The sequence below is a fragment of the Pseudomonas simiae genome (genome assembly GCF_000934565.1).
GTDB classification, from domain to species: Bacteria; Pseudomonadota; Gammaproteobacteria; order Pseudomonadales; family Pseudomonadaceae; genus Aquipseudomonas; species Aquipseudomonas simiae.
Genome location: NZ_CP010896.1, coordinates 1,936,662 through 1,954,482 on the forward strand (window position 1 = coordinate 1,936,662; position 17,821 = coordinate 1,954,482).

Genomic DNA, 17,821 nt, shown 5'->3' on the forward strand with positions numbered 1-17,821 from the left:
TCGGCAGGCTTTTGGCAGGATGTGTCTGGGAGGGCGCTTTCGCGAGCAAGCCCGCTCCCACAGGGGGGTGGCAGTGTTCTTGCTATTTATGTCAGTCCGGCTCACACCCCTTGAGCACCAGTCTGATAATCGTTTGCGCCGCCGCCTCATAATCCGCCTCATCCAGCTTGGCCTTCCCGGTTACCGCCGAGATCTGCCAATCAAAATCCGCATAGGTCTGCGTCGCCGCCCAGATGCTGAACATCAAGTGATTGGGGTCAATCGGCGCAATCAGGCCACGATCCACCCAGCTTTGGATGCACGCGATATTGTGCTTGGCCTGGGCGTTGAGCTGCTCGACCTGGTCCGCACTGAGGTGCGGCGCGCCGTGCATGATTTCACTGGCGAACACTTTGGAGGCGAAGGGCAGGTCGCGGGAGATGCGGATCTTGGAACGGATGTAGTTGCTCAGGACCACCGAGGGCTCGCCGTCCGGGTTGAACGGCGTGGAAGCAGCCAGGATCGGCTCGATAATGCTTTCGAGCACCTCGCGGTAGAGGTTGTCCTTGGACTTGAAGTAGTAATAGACGTTGGGCTTGGGCAGCCCGGCCTTGGCGGCGATGTCGCTGGTTTTGGTCGCGGCGAAGCCCTTGTCGGCAAACTCCTCGCTGGCCGCCCGCAGGATTTTTTCTTTGTTGCGCTCGCGAATGGTGCTCATGAACCAGAGGTTTCCTTGCCAGTACAGGCGGTTGCGCATGGTAGCACCGGCCATCCGCGCGCCTCAACAATGTGCCCATAAAGCGTTGCGCCGCGCTATGCTCGGTCCATCCCTCTCTAATGGAAGCCCGATTCATGGCAGGAAGCAGTTTGTTGGTGTTGATCGACGATATCGCCGCAGTACTCGATGACGTTGCCCTGATGACGAAAATGGCGGCGAAAAAGACCGCCGGCGTGCTGGGTGATGACTTGGCGCTCAATGCCCAACAGGTCTCCGGGGTGCGCGCCGAGCGGGAAATTCCCGTGGTGTGGGCGGTGGCCAAGGGTTCCTTCGTCAACAAGTTGATCCTGGTGCCAACCGCCTTGTTGATCAGTGCGTTTGCGCCGTGGGCGGTGACGCCGCTGCTGATGCTTGGCGGGGCCTACCTGTGTTTCGAAGGTTTCGAGAAACTCGCGCACAAGTTCCTACACAGCAAGGTCGAAGACCACGCCGAACATGCGCAATTGGTCAAGGCTGTGGCCGATCCGGCCATCGACCTGGTGGCCTTTGAAAAGGACAAGATCAAAGGCGCCATTCGCACTGATTTCATCCTTTCGGCCGAGATCATCGCCATTACCCTCGGCACCGTGGCCGATGCGCCATTGACGCAGCAGGTGATCGTACTGTCCGGTATCGCCATCGTCATGACCGTGGGCGTCTACGGGCTGGTGGCCGGTATCGTCAAGCTGGATGACCTGGGCCTGTGGCTCACCCAGAAGCCTGGCCAGGCGGCGCGCAGTATCGGTGGCGCTATCCTGCGCGCGGCGCCTTACATGATGAAGAGCCTGTCGGTGATCGGTACGGCGGCGATGTTCCTGGTGGGTGGCGGGATCCTTACCCACGGCGTGCCGGTGGTGCATCACTGGATCGAGACGGTCAGCCAGAGTGCTGGCGGGATGGCGTGGTTGGTGCCGACGTTGCTCAATGGCGTGGCGGGGATCATCGCCGGCGCGGTGGTGCTGGCGGTGGTCAGCGGGGTGGGCAAGCTCTGGAACACCGCGAAGGCTTGATCGCGCAATAAAAAAAGGCCATTCAATCGAATGGCCTTTTTTGTGGGCGTTTACTCGGCAATCTGCAACTTGCGTGATTCCGTATAGATGTACCGCACCTTCTCATACTCGAACGGCGAGTTCATCTGGCCATACCGAAAGCTGGTCTGGTAACGCTTGTCTACCGCACGCAACGCCCAGATTTCCGGGTGGTTGGAGCTGACTTCCGACACGTTGAGGAAGTTGATCTGGGTTTCCGCGCCGTAGTCGACGATCAGGCCGCCGGTGTCGCGCAGGTTCGACGGGCCAAAGATCGGTAGCACCAGGTACGCACCGCCTGGCACGCCGTAGAACCCCAGGGTCTGGCCAAAGTCTTCGCTCTGGCGTGGCAGGCCCATGGCGGTAGCCGGGTCCCACAGGCCGGCGATGCCGATGGTGGTGTTGACCAGCAGGCGGCCGGTGGTTTCCAGGGAGCGATGGCCTTTGAGCTGCAGCAGGCTGTTCAACAGGTTGGGCACATCGCCCAGGTTGTTGAAGAAGTTGCTCACGCCGGTGCGCAGGAAGCTGGGCGTCACGTAGGTGTAGCCGTTGACCACCGGCAGGAACACCCATTGGTCGAAGCGGTAGTTGAAGTGGTACACGCGACGGTTCCACGACTCCAGCGGGTCATACACGTTGAGTGCAGTGAGCGACGAACGCTCGAACTCACGCTGATCCAGGCCCGGGTTGAACTTGAGTTTGGTCAGCGGTTCCTTGAACCCATCGGCGTCGACATTGACCGGCTCATGGGCCTTGCTGTTGTCGGCATTGGCCACGCCTGCGCACATCAAGGCGGCAAGCAGCAGAAGATATTTAGCCACGGAAGAACTCCAGCATGGCGTCGGCGTTGACGCGGTAATTGAGGTTGCCGCAATGGCCGCCCAGGGGGTAGACGGTCAAGCGATCGCCGAAGGTTTTACGCAGGAAGCCGAGGTCGCCTGGGCCAAGAATCACGTCGTCGGCGTTGTGCATCACGGCGATCTTCGGGTTGGTGTGCAGGTAGTCCTTGAGGGCGTACAGGCTGACTTGGTCAACCAGTTGCAACAGGCTGCCGCCGTCGGAGCGGGCGCGCCACATCGGAATCACTTGTTCGGTGAGGTAGCAATCGAAGTCGCACTGCAGCGCACGCTTGAGGAACGGCGTCAGGCTGGTGCCTTCGGTGATCGGGTACTTCGGCGGGATGATCAGGCCGCGGCGGTTGATCAGGTCCGAAGTGAAGGCGATGTCGGCCGCCGAGAAGCGGAACGAGGTACCGATCAGCATGGCCATTTGTTCGTTGGTCAGGTGCTGCTTGGATTGCTGGAAGTCGTAGAGCAGGGCATCGTTCAGGTCGATGTAGCCCTTTTGCTGGAAGTAGCGGGTCAGCTTGCTCAGCACCAATTCATAGAAGGTGGTGGTGTTGTTGATGCCTTTCACCTCGGTCTGCACCAGCTTGTCGAGGTTGGTGATCGAGGTGTAGAGGTTGACCGGCGGGTTGAGCAGCAAGACTTTCTTGAAGTTGAAGCTGCGACGGGTCTCGTCGAGCTTGCTGACGAACGCCGCATCCAGCGCGCCGAGGCTGTAGCCGGTGAGGTAGAAGTCGGTCACCGGCAGCGAAGCGTTCTGCGCACGCACGGCTTGCATCACGCGGTACATGTCTTCGGCGTCTTCCTGGGTGATACCCGGGGTGGCGAAGCGCGAGGCGGCGCTGATGAAGTCGAAGCTGGTGGGCGACGACAGTTGCACCACGTGGTAGCCGGCTTGGTAATACAGCTTTTTAAGGTATTCGTTGATGCTGCTGTCAAACCGCGCACCGGTGCCCGCGATCAGGAAGATCAACGGCGCGGCGCGATCCTGTTTGGCGATGCGGTAGGTGAGTTTCTTCACCGCCCAGAAGTTGTCCGGCAGGCTGAACTCGCGCTCGGGGCGCATGTTCAGGGTGTAGTCGGACTGGTTGATCTCGTCATCGCTCGGCAATTTCGGCCGAAGGTCAGGCGGGGTAGTGGCGATGGTCGCTTCGAACGGATTCGTCAAAGGGAAGCCATAGGTGGCCTGGTCGATATCGACGGCCAGTGCTGACGCACTCAAAAAAAGGCTGCCCAGCAAGGCAGCGCAGCGCAAGGAACGGAGCATGACTTAATCCCTAGGAGGAAACGTACTTAATGAAGTTCGCAGGCTATGACCGCCGTCCACTCGCCGAAGTGCCATCACGCGGCACGAAATGTCGGAAAAAAGGCGGAATCGGGGTAATAGTAGCCAGACGATACACGTTGACACGTATAGGTAAAAATTAATTGTGTGTATGCGCCTTGCCAACGGCCTCTGGCGCATTAAGCTGAGCGCCGTTTTTGCCTATTGGAGTGCCCCCAATGTCCCATCGTTTTCCGTTGATACTGCTGCTAATTGCCCTGCCGCTGTGGCTGGCCGCCAGTTATGGCGCACGCTACGGCTTTATGGAAGATGGCCAGTGGGTGGGGATCTGCGCGGATGAGGCCAGCCGCTGGGAATGCCAGCTGCGTTCAAACCTGGGGTTGATGATTCACTTCAAGGTGTTGGGCTGGGCGGCGTTGATCACGTCGGTGCTGGCGTTTTTCGTGCCGGGGCGGGCGGGGTGGGGGTTGGCGGTGCTGGGGATGGTGTTCGGCCTGCCGGCGCTGGCGTTGTACAACACCACGTTTGCGGTGTTTGCGGTGGTGATTGCGGGGTTGCGGTTGGTCAGGAAGCCTCGGGCTGCTTGATAGAACCTCTTCGCAGGCAAGTCGAAGCGGCGGTTCGACGCTTCGACTTGCTCGCGAAAGCGGTCTTAAGCCTTGCGCACCCGCAGGCAACGCCACAAGGCTGCAACCATGAGCAGGCTGACCACGGCCCAGCCCCACGCCTGCTGGTTCAGCAAGCCTTCACGGTACAGTTGTGGCGCAACGCCAGCACCGATGATAAAGGCCAGCAGCGCAATCTCCCGACGCGGTCCCGTCACCGGTCGCACCAGGTACACCAAGGCTGGCAACAGCAGCGCCGCGCTTGGGAAGCTGCGATAGCGCGGATCAAACACCAACGTCAGCATCATCACCGCACCCGCGAACCCGGCAATCGCCACCAGCCAGCCTGCGCGCTGCTCCAGCCAGTCGAATGCCCGCTCACGCCAACCTTCCCGTGCGCTCAACGCCAATGCCGCGTGAGCCAGCACCAGCAGGTTCAACACCAGCAGCAACCCCGCCCACACCCATTCATCATTAAAGCGCGCCGTCACGCGGGTCAGCTCGGCCCAGGTGCCGATGGAGCAAGCCGCCACTGCACCCAACAGCGGCAGGGCAATAGCGGCACGCGGGCTGCGTACACGCCCCCCCAGCACCAGAGTGCCCAACAGGATAATCCCGCCGACGCCCAGCCATAGCGGCCAGTACGGCACGTTGGTCACCGCCCCGGCGAGGATGCCCTTGTCCTGGCGATCCGCATCGAACAGGCCCCAGTAACCGCCCACGGCGCCTTCGCTCGCACGTTTCCAGGGTTGGTCAAAGGCTTCAATCAGGTTGTAGTGCCAGCCATTCGCCTCAGCCATGGCTACAAAACCGCGCATGAACTTGGCCTCATTGACCCGGCTCGGTACGGCGGTCTCGCGCTGGCGGCCTTCGCTTGGCCAGCCGGTTTCACCGATCAAGATGTCCTTGGGTGCAAACTTGTTGCCGAAGGTCTGGCGCACATCGCCCACGTGCTTGAGGGCCTGATCGATGCCCGATGGATCATCTTCCCAGTACGGCAACAGGTGGATAGTGAGGAAATCCACCGCCGGGGCGATTTCCGGGTGTTGCAGCCAGAACTCCCACACATCCGCGTAGGTCACCGGCTGCTTGATCTGGCTTTTGACGGTCTTGATCAGCTTCACCAGCTGTGCGGCGGTGACTTCCTTGCGCAGCAGCGCTTCGTTGCCGACGATCACGGCGGTGACCACATCCGGGTGGGCGTTGGCCGAGGCGATCAGTTCGTCGATTTCCTTTGCGGTCGCTACCGGGTCGCTGCTCACCCAGGCCCCGGCCATCACCTTCAGTCCATGCTTGCGCGCCATGTCCGGCAAGGCTTCCAGGCCGGTCATGGAATAGGTGCGAATGCACTCGAAGCGGGTGGCAAGCAGGGCAAGGTCGGCGTCCATGCGTTCGGGGCGCAGGGCGAACGGCTGGTCGAACGGCGATTGATCCTTATCGAACGGGGTATAGGACGCGCACTGCATCTTGTGCGTGGCGCTGGCGACATCGGGCAGCACGACGGGCCGGCCGAGGCCATACCAATAAGCAAAGAGGGCCAGCAGGCCGAGGATCAAGGCGAAGCAATAGGGCAGGGCAGGGAAGCGGGCAGTCGCAGGCATGGTCGGCTTATCTGGAGGAGCAAAGGCGCGCATCTTACCCGGATTTTCCCCTTCTCAGTGGGGATGCATAATTTTGACATGCAAAGTTCAGGCGGGATTTTGACGCAGGGTCCTACAAAACATCCTACTGGCGATGTGATGTCGTTCCTTGCTTGCAGGATGTCGTTGACAGAGCAGGTCGAACACCCGGGCAGGTTGATGATCGAGGTGTCAGTACTCCGCTGACGGCGCACTACCGTGATCGATGCGCGTGAAGGGGGCGCGGTGCACCACATAACAACAGGTTGACGTCGCTCGGCATTCGCCGGGCGCAGCACTTTCGGGGAAGTACTATGAAGATGCGACGACTCTTGGGCGCAGCTGCCACTCTGGTAGTTGCGATGAGCTCCACACTGGCCAGCGCCGACAGCAAGACCCTGAGCATCGGCTATGTGGATGGCTGGTCCGACAGCGTGGCCACCACCCACGTGGCGGCAGAAGTGATCAAGTCCAAGCTCGGTTATGACGTGAAACTGCAAGCCGTCGCCACCGGGATCATGTGGCAGGGCGTGGCCACCGGTAAGCTCGACGCCATGCTCTCCGCCTGGCTGCCCGTCACCCACGGCGAGTACTGGGCCAAGAACAAGGACAAGGTGGTCGACTACGGCCCCAACTTCAAAGACGCGAAGATCGGCCTGATCGTGCCGGAGTACGTCAAGGCCAAGTCCATCGAAGACCTCAAGACCGACACCACCTTCAAGAACAAAATCGTCGGTATCGACGCCGGTTCGGGCGTGATGCTCAAGACCGACGAAGCCATCAAGCAGTACGGCCTCGATTACAAACTGCAAGCCAGTTCGGGCGCGGCAATGATCGCCGAGTTGACCCGTGCCGAAGACAAACAGGAGTCCATTGCGGTCACCGGTTGGGTGCCACACTGGATGTTCGCCAAGTGGAAACTGCGTTTCCTGGACGATCCAAAAGGAATTTATGGCGCTGCTGAAACCGTCAACAGCATCGGCAGCAAAGGCCTGGAGAAGAAAGCGCCGGAAGTCGCGGCCTTCCTGAAGAAATTCCAGTGGTCCTCCAAGGACGAAATCGGCGAAGTGATGCTGGCGATTCAAGAAGGCGCCAAGCCTGATGCCGCGGCCAAGGACTGGGTTGCCAAGCACCCTGAGCGTGTCGCCGAATGGGTCGGTAAGTAGAACCCCAGTTACAACCCTGTGGGAGGGGGCTTGCCCCCGATGGCGATGGTCCAGTCAGAGTGTTTTTGACTGACGCTCCGCCATCGGGGGCAAGCCCCCCTCCCACATTAATTTCACGCCTCGCAAATCTTCCTGTGCTCGCGCAAACCCTCGCTACACTCCCTCTAATACTAAGGTCGTCTGGAACCTGTTCCGCAGCCGCATACAGTGGATACGTTCCAATAATAAAAAAGCTGTGCTGCGAGGATAAAAACAATGAACGACAGCATTTACCTCTCGATTCAAAACAGCCCGCGTTTCAAGGAGCTGGTGAGAAAAAGGGAAAGGTTCGCCTGGATTCTCTCGGCGATCATGCTAGGGCTTTACTCCGCTTTCATCCTGTTGATCGCCTATGGGCCACAATTACTGGGGGCCAAGATCAGCCCCGGTTCGTCGATCACCTGGGGCATTCCCCTGGGCGTCGGGCTGATTGTGTCCGCTTTCGTCCTGACCGGCATCTATGTGCGTCGGGCCAATGGCGAGTTTGACGACCTGAACAATGCGATTCTCAAGGAGGCTGCGCAATGATCCGGCGTCTACTGGCAATATTGGGTGCTTCGATCTTTGCTCCAGCCGTTTGGGCGGCGGACGCATTGACCGGTGAAGTGCACAAGCAACCCCTGAACGTTTCGGCCATCGTGATGTTCGTCGTGTTTGTCGGCGCCACCCTGTGCATCACCTATTGGGCCTCCAAGCGCAACAAGTCGGCAGCCGACTACTACGCGGCCGGCGGCAAGATCACCGGTTTCCAGAACGGCCTGGCGATTGCCGGTGACTACATGTCGGCGGCGTCCTTCCTGGGGATTTCCGCGCTGGTCTACACCTCCGGTTATGACGGCCTGATCTATTCGATCGGCTTCCTGGTGGGCTGGCCGATCATTCTGTTCCTGATCGCCGAGCGCCTGCGTAACCTGGGCAAGTACACCTTTGCCGACGTGGCGTCCTATCGCTTGGGCCAGACCCAGATCCGCAGCCTGTCGGCTTGTGGTTCGCTGGTGGTGGTGGCGTTCTACCTGATCGCGCAGATGGTTGGTGCGGGCAAGCTGATTCAACTGCTGTTCGGCCTGGACTACCATGTAGCGGTGATCCTGGTGGGTATCCTGATGGTGCTCTATGTGCTGTTCGGCGGCATGCTGGCGACCACTTGGGTACAAATCATCAAGGCCGTGCTGTTGCTGTCGGGGGCCTCGTTCATGGCGCTGATGGTGATGAAGCATGTCAACTTCGACTTCAATGCCCTGTTCTCCGAGGCGATCAAGGTTCACCCTAAAGGTGAGGCGATCATGAGCCCCGGCGGCTTGGTGAAAGACCCGATTTCAGCGTTCTCCCTCGGGCTTGCGTTGATGTTCGGTACGGCTGGCCTGCCACACATCCTGATGCGCTTCTTCACCGTCAGCGACGCTAAAGAAGCGCGCAAGAGCGTGTTCTACGCCACAGGTTTCATCGGTTACTTCTACATCCTGACCTTCATCATCGGCTTTGGCGCGATCCTGCTGGTCAGCACCAATCCGGCGTTCAAGGATGCAGCAGGCGCCTTGATGGGCGGCAACAACATGGCGGCAGTGCACCTGGCCAACGCGGTGGGTGGCAGTATCTTCCTGGGCTTCATCTCGGCCGTGGCCTTCGCCACCATTCTCGCGGTGGTTGCCGGTCTGACCCTGGCCGGTGCTTCGGCGGTGTCCCATGACCTGTACGCCAGCGTGATCAAGAAAGGCAAGGCCAACGACAAGGACGAGATTCGCGTCTCGAAGATCACCACGATTGCCTTGGGCGTCTTGGCTATCGGCCTGGGTATCCTGTTCGAAAGCCAGAACATTGCGTTCATGGTCGGCCTGGCGTTCTCCATTGCTGCCAGTTGTAACTTCCCGGTGTTGCTGCTTTCCATGTACTGGAAAAACCTCACCACCCGTGGTGCGATGATTGGTGGTTGGCTGGGGCTGGTCAGTGCCGTTGGCCTGATGGTGCTGGGCCCGACCATCTGGGTGTCGATCCTGCACCATGAAAAAGCCATCTTCCCTTATGAGTACCCGGCGCTGTTCTCGATGATCATTGCGTTCGTCGGCATCTGGTTCTTCTCCATCACCGACAAGTCGTCGGCGGCAGAGAAAGAACGTGCGCTGTACTTCCCGCAGTTTGTGCGTTCGCAGACTGGCCTGGGGTCGAGTGGGGCTGTTAGCCACTAACCGCTGTAACCGCTACAAAAAAATGCCCCGGTCGTGAGATCGGGGCATTTTTTTGCTTTTATTGGTAACGGATTCCACAAAACTGTTTCTCAAATCCTGTATCAATAAAAGTGCCTTCACCTTGGCTGGGTCAACCACGATCCATTCTAGTGGCCGGCTTGCCGACGATAGCCCTCCTTGAACCTGGAGCTATGCTTGTGGGCCTCATCGCTGGCAAGCCAACGCCTGCGGAGGTCGGTGCTGGCAGAAACAAATAAGGCCTCCAGAGGAGGCCTTATTCAGTGCAACTAAGCGGTTGAATGCTTACTTGCGATCTTCCAACTGGGTGATGTCACGCGACTCGTAGCCGGTGTACAGCTGGCGTGGGCGGCCAATCTTGTACGGGCTGGAGAGCATTTCTTTCCAGTGGGAGATCCAGCCCACGGTCCGCGCAAGGGCGAAGATCACGGTGAACATGCTGGTTGGAATGCCGATCGCCTTGAGGATGATCCCCGAGTAGAAGTCGACGTTCGGGTACAGCGAGCGTTCGATGAAGTACGGGTCGGTCAGGGCGATCTCTTCCAGGCGCATGGCCAGTTCGAGTTGCGGATCGTTCTTGATGCCCAGTTCCTTCAACACTTCGTCGCAGGTCTGCTTCATCACGGTGGCGCGCGGGTCGCGGTTCTTGTAGACCCGGTGACCGAAGCCCATCAACTTGAACGGATCGTTCTTGTCCTTGGCCTTGGCGATGAACTTGTCGATGTTCGAGACATCGCCGATTTCATCGAGCATGGTCAATACGGCTTCGTTCGCACCGCCGTGGGCAGGGCCCCACAGTGCGGCGATACCGGCGGCGATACAGGCGAACGGGTTGGCACCCGAAGAGCCTGCCAGGCGGACGGTAGAGGTGGAGGCGTTCTGTTCGTGGTCGGCATGGAGGATGAAGATCCGGTCCATGGCCTTGGCCAGCACCGGGCTGATCGGTTTGATCTCGCACGGCGTGTTGAACATCATGTGCAGGAAGTTTTCCGCGTACGTCAGGTCGTTGCGCGGGTACATCATGGGTTGGCCCATGGAGTACTTGTAAACCATTGCGGCCAGGGTCGGCATCTTGGCAACCAGGCGGATCGCGGAGATTTCGCGATGCTGCGGGTTATTGATGTCGAGGGAGTCGTGATAGAAGGCCGACAGGGCGCCGACCACGCCGCACATGACGGCCATCGGGTGGGCGTCGCGACGGAAGCCGTTGAAGAAGGTCTTCAACTGCTCGTGAACCATGGTGTGGTTCTTCACGGTGCTGACAAACTGGGCTTTCTGCTCGGCTGTTGGCAATTCGCCATTTAGCAGCAGGTAGCAGGTTTCCAGATAGTCCGATTTCTCGGCCAGTTGCTCGATCGGGTAGCCGCGATGCAGCAAAATGCCATTATCACCATCGATGTAGGTGATCTTCGACTCGCAAGAGGCGGTCGACATGAAGCCTGGGTCGAATGTGAAACGGCCCGTGGCCGTCAGGCCCCGTACGTCGATAACATCGGGACCAACGGTGCCGGTTAAAATGGGCAGCTCGACGGGGGCTGCGCCCTCGATGATCAACTGCGCTTTTTTGTCAGCCATGTGGCCTCCTATTTATGCTTCAAATCATCAGACAGACCCCCCACGCAGGGCCCGCACCACTATATTGATATAAATCCAGATGTCAATTTGCCTAAAGTCTTGCAGCAGAAGGCTTTAACCGTACTTTTTCCTCGAAATTGACTGCCGTTTACGCCTTTTATTCCCCCAGCGCAATCCGCTATTAGGGTGAGGAGTGCGCGTTGTCATTAGTAACCTAACTGTCTATACTCGGCCACCGACCGCCAAGGGCTTTTGGGCTTGCTTTCATTGGGGGTCGCACTCCCTGGGTGGTGCTTACCTGACCAGTGCACTCCCCAACAACTTTGCCCTGATTGTTAGGGGCTCTTCAGTGTGAAAAAAAGCCGTGAATAGCCAACGACCTGTAAACCTAGACCTAAGGACCATCAAACTCCCCATCACCGGCGTTACGTCGTTCCTGCACCGTGTTTCCGGCATCATCCTGTTCCTGGGCTTGGGCATCATGCTTTATGCATTGAGCAAATCCCTGGGTTCCGAGGAAGGATACGCCGAGGTGAAGGCATGCTTGACCAGCCCGCTGGCCAAGTTCGTAGCATGGGGCCTCCTGTCCGCTCTGCTGTATCACCTGGTAGCCGGTGTGCGCCACTTGATCATGGATATGGGCATCGGTGAGACGCTGGAAGGCGGCCGCCTGGGCTCGAAAATCATCATCGCCATTTCCGTGGTGCTGATCGTTCTGGCAGGAGTTTGGATATGGTAACCAGCGTTACGAATCTGTCGCGTTCGGGCCTCTATGACTGGATGGCACAGCGTGTGTCTGCGGTCGTTCTCGCGGCTTATTTCATTTTCCTGATCGGATACCTCGTTGCAAATCCGGGTATCGGCTATGAGCAATGGCATGGCCTGTTCTCCCACAATGCAATGCGAATCTTCAGTCTGCTGGCCCTTGTTGCCCTGGGCGCACACGCCTGGGTCGGCATGTGGACCATCGCGACCGACTACCTGACGCCGATGGCGCTGGGCAAGTCCGCGACCGCAGTACGTTTCCTCTTCCAGGCAGTCTGCGGCGTCGCGATGTTCGCTTACTTCGTCTGGGGTGTGCAGATTCTTTGGGGTATCTGATTCATGGCTAACATTCCAACTATTTCATTCGACGCCATCATCATTGGTGGCGGCGGTGCTGGCATGCGCGCTGCGCTGCAGCTGGCCCAGGGCGGTCACAAGACTGCCGTGATCACCAAGGTGTTCCCGACCCGTTCCCACACCGTATCGGCCCAGGGTGGCATCACCTGCGCCATCGCCTCCGCCGACCCGAACGATGACTGGCGCTGGCACATGTACGATACCGTCAAGGGTTCCGACTACATCGGTGACCAGGACGCTATCGAATATATGTGTCAGGAAGGCCCGGCCGCGGTGTTCGAGCTGGACCACATGGGTCTGCCGTTCTCCCGCACCGAGCAAGGCCGTATCTACCAGCGTCCATTCGGCGGTCAGTCGAAGGATTACGGTAAAGGCGGGCAGGCTGCCCGTACTTGCGCCGCTTCCGACCGTACCGGTCACGCGCTGCTGCACACCCTTTATCAGGGCAACCTGAAAGCCGGTACCACGTTCCTGAACGAGTACTACGCGGTCGATCTGGTGAAGAACGCGCAAGGCGAGTTCGTCGGTGTGATCGCCATCTGCATCGAAACCGGTGAAACCACCTACATCCGCGCCAAGGCTACCGTGCTGGCGACTGGCGGTGCAGGCCGTATCTACGCGTCGACCACCAATGCCCTGATCAACACCGGTGACGGCGTCGGCATGGCACTGCGTGCCGGCGTACCGGTGCAAGACATCGAAATGTGGCAGTTCCACCCGACCGGCATCGCCGGCGCTGGTGTACTGGTGACCGAAGGTTGCCGTGGTGAAGGTGGCTACCTGATCAACAAGCACGGCGAGCGTTTCATGGAGCGTTACGCTCCGAACGCGAAAGACCTTGCTGGTCGTGACGTTGTTGCCCGTTCGATGGTTAAAGAGATCATCGCCGGTAATGGCTGTGGCCCGAATGGCGACCACGTGCTGCTGAAGCTCGATCACCTGGGCGAAGAAGTGCTGCACAGCCGTCTGCCAGGTATCTGCGAGCTGTCCAAGACTTTTGCTCACGTTGACCCGGTGGTTGCTCCGGTTCCGGTTGTTCCAACCTGCCACTATATGATGGGCGGCGTGCCGACCAACATCCACGGCCAGGCGATCACCCAGAACGCCGAAGGCGAGGACGAGATCATCCACGGTCTGTTCGCTGTAGGCGAAGTGGCTTGCGTATCGGTGCACGGTGCCAACCGTCTGGGCGGCAACTCGCTGCTCGACCTGGTGGTATTCGGCCGCGCTGCCGGCCTGCACCTGGAAAAGGCGCTGACCGACGGCATCGAATACGATGACGCGACCGATGCCAACATCGAGGCTGCACTGGCTCGCCTGAACGCTCTGAACGAGCGCACCGATGGCGAAGACGTGGCTACCCTGCGTCGCGAGCTGCAAAGCTGCATGCAGAACTACTTCGGTGTATTCCGTACCGGCGAATACATGCAGAAGGGTATTGCCCAGCTGGCCGATCTGCGCAAGCGCATCGCCAACGTCAAGATCAACGATAAGAGCCAGGCGTTCAACACTGCTCGTATCGAAGCCCTTGAGCTGCAAAACCTGCTGGAAGTGGCCGAAGCGACCGCAATCGCTGCCGAGGTTCGCAAGGAGTCCCGTGGTGCTCACGCCCGTGAAGACTTTGAAGATCGCGACGACGAAAACTGGTTGTGCCACACCCTGTACTTCCCGGGTGACAAGCGCGTGACCAAGCGTGCCGTGAATTTCTCGCCGAAGACGGTTCCGACGTTTGAACCGAAGATTCGGACTTACTAAGGGTGGCTGCCATGTTGAAAGTCAGTGTTTACCGCTACAACCCTGATCAGGACGCTGCGCCGTTCATGCAGGAATTCCAGGTCGATACCGGTGGTAAAGACTTGATGGTGCTGGATGTACTGGCACTGATCAAAGAGCAGGACGAAGGTTTCTCCTATCGTCGCTCTTGCCGTGAAGGTGTGTGCGGTTCCGACGGCATGAACATCAACGGCAAAAACGGCTTGGCGTGCATCACGCCGCTGTCCGCCGTGGTCAAAGGCAACAAGCTGATCGTTCGTCCACTGCCAGGTTTGCCGGTTATCCGTGACCTGGTCGTCGATATGAGCATCTTCTACAAGCAATACGAGAAAGTTAAGCCGTTCCTGCAGAACGACACGCCGGCTCCGGCCATCGAGCGTCTGCAGTCCCCGGAAGAGCGCGAGAAGCTCGACGGTCTGTACGAGTGCATCCTGTGCGCTTGCTGCTCGACTTCGTGCCCGTCCTTCTGGTGGAACCCGGACAAGTTCCTGGGTCCAGCTGCCCTGCTGCAAGCCTACCGCTTCCTGGCAGACAGCCGTGATACCAAGACGTCCGAGCGTCTGGCTTCGCTGGATGACCCGTTCAGCGTATTCCGCTGCCGCGGGATCATGAACTGCGTCAACGTATGTCCCAAAGGCCTGAACCCGACTAAGGCCATTGGTCACATCCGTAACATGCTGCTGCAGAGCGGCGTGTAACCGACGTTGTAGTAAAGGCAGGACCGTTGTGCCCGTAAATGCTACGGCGCAGGCTTCAACCGGCGCCGTAGTTTTAACTTGAGCAGCGACTTACAAAGCCGCGGCTCTTATTTTGAAGAAATGAGACAAGCAGGGGCATTCGGGTTGGTACCCGAACTATCAGCGTGATCCTAAGTGGCTTGTTTTGGTCGCTGCACTTGGCCTTTTGCAAGCAAACTCGGTGTTTTCGCCGGTGGTGTCCCCAAATCGAGGGTGACCAAGCATGCAAGAAAGCGTGATGCAGCGCATGTGGAACAGCGGCTATCTTTCAGGTGGTAACGCTGCCTATGTGGAAGAGCTTTATGAGCTCTACCTGCACGACCCTAACGCTGTGCCAGAAGAATGGCGCACCAAATTTCAGACGTTGTCTTCAGACGGCAACGCTGCCACCGATGTATCGCACGCAACAATTCGCGATCAGTTCGTGCTGCTGGCAAAGAACCAGCGCCGCGCCCAACCGGTTTCCGCCGGCAGCGTGAGCAGTGAGCATGAGAAGAAGCAAGTTGAAGTATTGCGACTGATCCAGGCCTACCGGATGCGTGGCCACCAGGCGGCCCAGCTTGACCCGCTGGGGCTCTGGAAGCGTCCTGCACCTGCTGACCTGTCGATCAATCATTACGGCTTGACCAATGCCGATCTTGATACGACCTTCCGTGCCGGCGACCTGTTCATCGGCAAAGAGGAAGCGAGCCTACGCGAAATTCACGAAGCGTTGCAGCAGACATATTGCCGCACCATTGGCGCTGAGTTCACGCACATCACCGATTCCGAGCAACGCCACTGGTTCCAGCATCGCCTGGAAGGTGTGCGTGGTCGTCCGGTGCTGTCTGCCGACGTACGCAGCCACCTGCTCGAGCGCGTCACCGCTGCCGAAGGCCTGGAAAAATACCTGGGCACCAAATACCCGGGCACCAAGCGTTTCGGCCTGGAAGGCGGCGAAAGCCTGATCCCGATGCTCGACGAGCTGATCCAGCGTTCCGGTTCCTACGGCACCAAGGAAATCGTGATCGGCATGGCTCACCGTGGTCGCCTGAACGTGTTGGTCAACACCTTCGGCAAGAACCCGCGTGAGCTGTTCGACGAGTTCGAAGGCAAGAAGAAAGTCGAGTTGGGTTCCGGTGACGTCAAATACCACCAGGGCTTCTCGTCCAACGTGATGACCACCGGCGGTGAAGTTCACCTGGCCATGGCCTTCAACCCATCCCACCTGGAAATCGTTTCTCCAGTGGTCGAGGGTTCGGTCCGTGCCCGCCAGGATCGTCGTAACGACACCACCGGTGAAAAGGTCCTGCCGATTTCCATCCACGGTGACGCGGCATTCGCCGGTCAAGGCGTGGTCCTGGAAACTTTCCAGATGTCGCAGACCCGCGGCTTCAAGACCGGCGGTACCGTTCACATCGTCATCAACAACCAGGTTGGCTTCACCATCAGCAACCCGCTGGACGCGCGCTCTACCGAGTACGCTACCGACGTTGCCAAGATGATCCAGGCGCCGATTCTCCATGTGAATGGTGATGATCCGGAAGCCGTGCTGTTCGTGACCCAGCTTGCTATCGACTATCGCATGCAGTTCAAGCGTGACGTAGTGATCGATCTGGTTTGCTACCGTCGTCGCGGTCACAACGAAGCCGACGAACCAAGCGGCACCCAGCCGTTGATGTACCAGCAGATCACCAAGCAGCGCACCACCCGTGAGCTGTACGCCGAAAGCCTGACCAAGGCCGGTGTGGTTGACGATGCACGTGTTCAGGCCAAAGTCGATGAATACCGCAACGCGCTGGACAACGGTCTGCATGTAGTAAAAAGCCTGGTTAAAGAGCCGAACAAAGAGCTGTTCGTTGATTGGCGTCCATACCTGGGCCACGCCTGGACTGCGCGTCACGATACGTCGTTCGATCTGAAGACCTTGCAGGAATTGTCCGCCAAACTGCTGGAAATTCCTGAAGGTTTCGTGGTCCAGCGCCAAGTGGCGAAGATCTACGAAGACCGCCAGAAGATGCAAGCCGGCGGCCTGCCGATCAACTGGGGTTACGCCGAAACCATGGCGTACGCGACCCTGGCGTTCGAAGGTCACCCGATCCGCATGACCGGCCAGGACATCGGCCGTGGTACGTTCTCGCACCGTCACGCGGTATTGCACAACCAGAAAGACGCGGGCACCTATATCCCGTTGCAGAACCTGTATGAAGGCCAGCCACGTTTCGACTTGTACGACTCGTTCCTGTCCGAAGAAGCGGTTCTGGCGTTCGAATACGGTTACTCGACCACCACGCCAAACGCGCTGGTGATCTGGGAAGCTCAGTTCGGCGACTTCGCCAACGGTGCCCAAGTGGTTATCGACCAGTTCATCACCAGCGGCGAGCACAAGTGGGGTCGCCTGTGCGGTCTGACCATGCTGCTGCCACACGGTTATGAAGGTCAGGGTCCTGAGCACTCCTCGGCCCGTCTGGAGCGTTACCTGCAGCTGTGCGCCGAGCACAACATCCAGGTGTGCGTGCCGACTACGCCGGCCCAGATCTACCACTTGCTGCGTCGCCAGGTGATCCGCCCACTGCGCAAGCCGCTGGTAGTGCTGACGCCGAAGTCGCTGCTGCGTCATAAATTGGCCATCTCGACCCTGGAAGATCTGGCGGATGGTTCGTTCCAGACCGTGATCCCGGAAATCGACGCGTTGGACGCGGCAAAAGTGACGCGCCTGGTCCTGTGCAGCGGCAAGGTCTACTACGACCTGCTGGAAAAACGCCGTGCCGAAGGCCGCGAAGACATCGCCATCGTGCGTATCGAGCAGCTTTACCCGTTCCCGGAAGACGACCTGATGGAGGCCATCGCGCCTTACACCAACCTCACTAATGTGGTGTGGTGCCAGGAAGAACCGATGAACCAGGGCGCGTGGTACAGCAGCCAGCATCACCTGCGTCGCAGCATCGGCAACCACAACAAGGCCCTGGGCCTTGAATATGCCGGCCGTGATGCTTCCGCTGCACCTGCGTGTGGTTATGCGTCGATGCACGCCGAGCAGCAGGAAAAACTGCTGCAAGATGCTTTCACTGTTTAACGCCTTCGCGCTGACTGAAACCGAATTTTAAGGAC

15 protein-coding genes are annotated in these 17,821 nt (G+C 59.0%); 10 read left to right on the forward strand and 5 right to left on the reverse strand.

The annotated features are described in order from the left end of the window. Positions 1-91 precede the first annotated feature (91 nt). Positions 92-697: a TetR/AcrR family transcriptional regulator gene (locus PF1751_RS08855; RefSeq protein ID WP_010211756.1), complete on the reverse strand. Its 606-nt coding sequence runs from the start codon at positions 695-697 to the stop codon at positions 92-94. Positions 698-831: 134 nt separating this feature from the next. Between PF1751_RS08855 and PF1751_RS08860 the strand changes: the two genes are divergently transcribed. Then, on the forward strand, positions 832-1,746 hold the full coding sequence (locus tag PF1751_RS08860) for a DUF808 domain-containing protein (RefSeq protein WP_042570804.1): 915 nt from the start codon (positions 832-834) through the stop codon (positions 1,744-1,746). 50 nt (positions 1,747-1,796) lie between these two features. Here the strand turns inward: PF1751_RS08860 and PF1751_RS08865 are convergent, their stop codons facing one another. Both PF1751_RS08865 and PF1751_RS08870 read right to left on the reverse strand, forming a co-directional pair. Continuing rightward, positions 1,797-2,585: an MlaA family lipoprotein gene (locus PF1751_RS08865; protein ID WP_010211753.1), complete on the reverse strand. Its 789-nt coding sequence runs from the start codon at positions 2,583-2,585 to the stop codon at positions 1,797-1,799. Beyond that, positions 2,578-3,876 (reverse strand): serine protein kinase PrkA, encoded by a 1,299-nt coding sequence (locus PF1751_RS08870; protein WP_010211752.1) that lies wholly within the window; start codon positions 3,874-3,876, stop codon positions 2,578-2,580. Before PF1751_RS08870 ends, PF1751_RS08865 begins: the two co-directional genes overlap by 8 nt. 236 nt (positions 3,877-4,112) lie before the next feature. Between PF1751_RS08870 and PF1751_RS08875 the strand changes: the two genes are divergently transcribed. Beyond that, entirely contained in the window at positions 4,113-4,481 is a 369-nt protein-coding gene (locus PF1751_RS08875) for a hypothetical protein (protein ID WP_010211750.1), read from the forward strand. Positions 4,482-4,546: 65 nt separating this feature from the next. Here PF1751_RS08875 and PF1751_RS08880 read toward each other — a convergent pair whose 3' ends face one another. Then, entirely contained in the window at positions 4,547-6,100 is a 1,554-nt protein-coding gene (locus tag PF1751_RS08880) for a glycoside hydrolase family 17 protein (RefSeq protein ID WP_044286886.1), read from the reverse strand. Between the two features lie 332 nt (positions 6,101-6,432). Between PF1751_RS08880 and PF1751_RS08885 the strand changes: the two genes are divergently transcribed. From PF1751_RS08885 to PF1751_RS08895, 3 genes are all read left to right on the forward strand, one after another. Then, positions 6,433-7,284, forward strand: coding sequence for a glycine betaine ABC transporter substrate-binding protein (locus tag PF1751_RS08885; protein WP_044286888.1), 852 nt, complete (start codon positions 6,433-6,435; stop codon positions 7,282-7,284). A 255-nt stretch (positions 7,285-7,539) separates the two neighbouring features. Beyond that, positions 7,540-7,851, forward strand: a complete 312-nt coding sequence (locus PF1751_RS08890) for a DUF485 domain-containing protein (RefSeq protein ID WP_010211745.1) — start codon at positions 7,540-7,542, stop codon at positions 7,849-7,851. Continuing rightward, positions 7,848-9,506, forward strand: coding sequence for a cation acetate symporter (locus PF1751_RS08895; RefSeq protein ID WP_010211744.1), 1,659 nt, complete (start codon positions 7,848-7,850; stop codon positions 9,504-9,506). Before PF1751_RS08890 ends, PF1751_RS08895 begins: the two co-directional genes overlap by 4 nt. 303 nt (positions 9,507-9,809) lie before the next feature. Here the strand turns inward: PF1751_RS08895 and gltA are convergent, their stop codons facing one another. Further along, positions 9,810-11,099, reverse strand: coding sequence for a citrate synthase (gene gltA, locus PF1751_RS08900; protein ID WP_003204440.1), 1,290 nt, complete (start codon positions 11,097-11,099; stop codon positions 9,810-9,812). A 364-nt stretch (positions 11,100-11,463) separates the two neighbouring features. Between gltA and sdhC the strand changes: the two genes are divergently transcribed. The 5 genes from sdhC to PF1751_RS08925 all read left to right on the forward strand — a co-directional run bounded on the left by sdhC (position 11,464) and on the right by PF1751_RS08925 (position 17,786). Beyond that, positions 11,464-11,838, forward strand: a complete 375-nt coding sequence (gene sdhC / locus PF1751_RS08905) for a succinate dehydrogenase, cytochrome b556 subunit (protein WP_003172804.1) — start codon at positions 11,464-11,466, stop codon at positions 11,836-11,838. Further along, entirely contained in the window at positions 11,832-12,200 is a 369-nt protein-coding gene (gene sdhD / locus PF1751_RS08910) for a succinate dehydrogenase, hydrophobic membrane anchor protein (protein ID WP_003172805.1), read from the forward strand. Before sdhC ends, sdhD begins: the two co-directional genes overlap by 7 nt. A 3-nt stretch (positions 12,201-12,203) precedes the next feature. Beyond that, positions 12,204-13,976 (forward strand): succinate dehydrogenase flavoprotein subunit, encoded by a 1,773-nt coding sequence (gene sdhA / locus PF1751_RS08915; RefSeq protein ID WP_010211741.1) that lies wholly within the window; start codon positions 12,204-12,206, stop codon positions 13,974-13,976. 11 nt (positions 13,977-13,987) lie between these two features. Further along, the gene (locus PF1751_RS08920) at positions 13,988-14,692 is read left to right on the forward strand and encodes a succinate dehydrogenase iron-sulfur subunit (protein ID WP_003172807.1); all 705 of its coding nucleotides are present in this window, start codon (positions 13,988-13,990) and stop codon (positions 14,690-14,692) included. A gap of 262 nt (positions 14,693-14,954) precedes the next feature. Next, positions 14,955-17,786: a 2-oxoglutarate dehydrogenase E1 component gene (locus PF1751_RS08925; RefSeq protein WP_010211737.1), complete on the forward strand. Its 2,832-nt coding sequence runs from the start codon at positions 14,955-14,957 to the stop codon at positions 17,784-17,786. Positions 17,787-17,821: the final 35 nt, after the last annotated feature.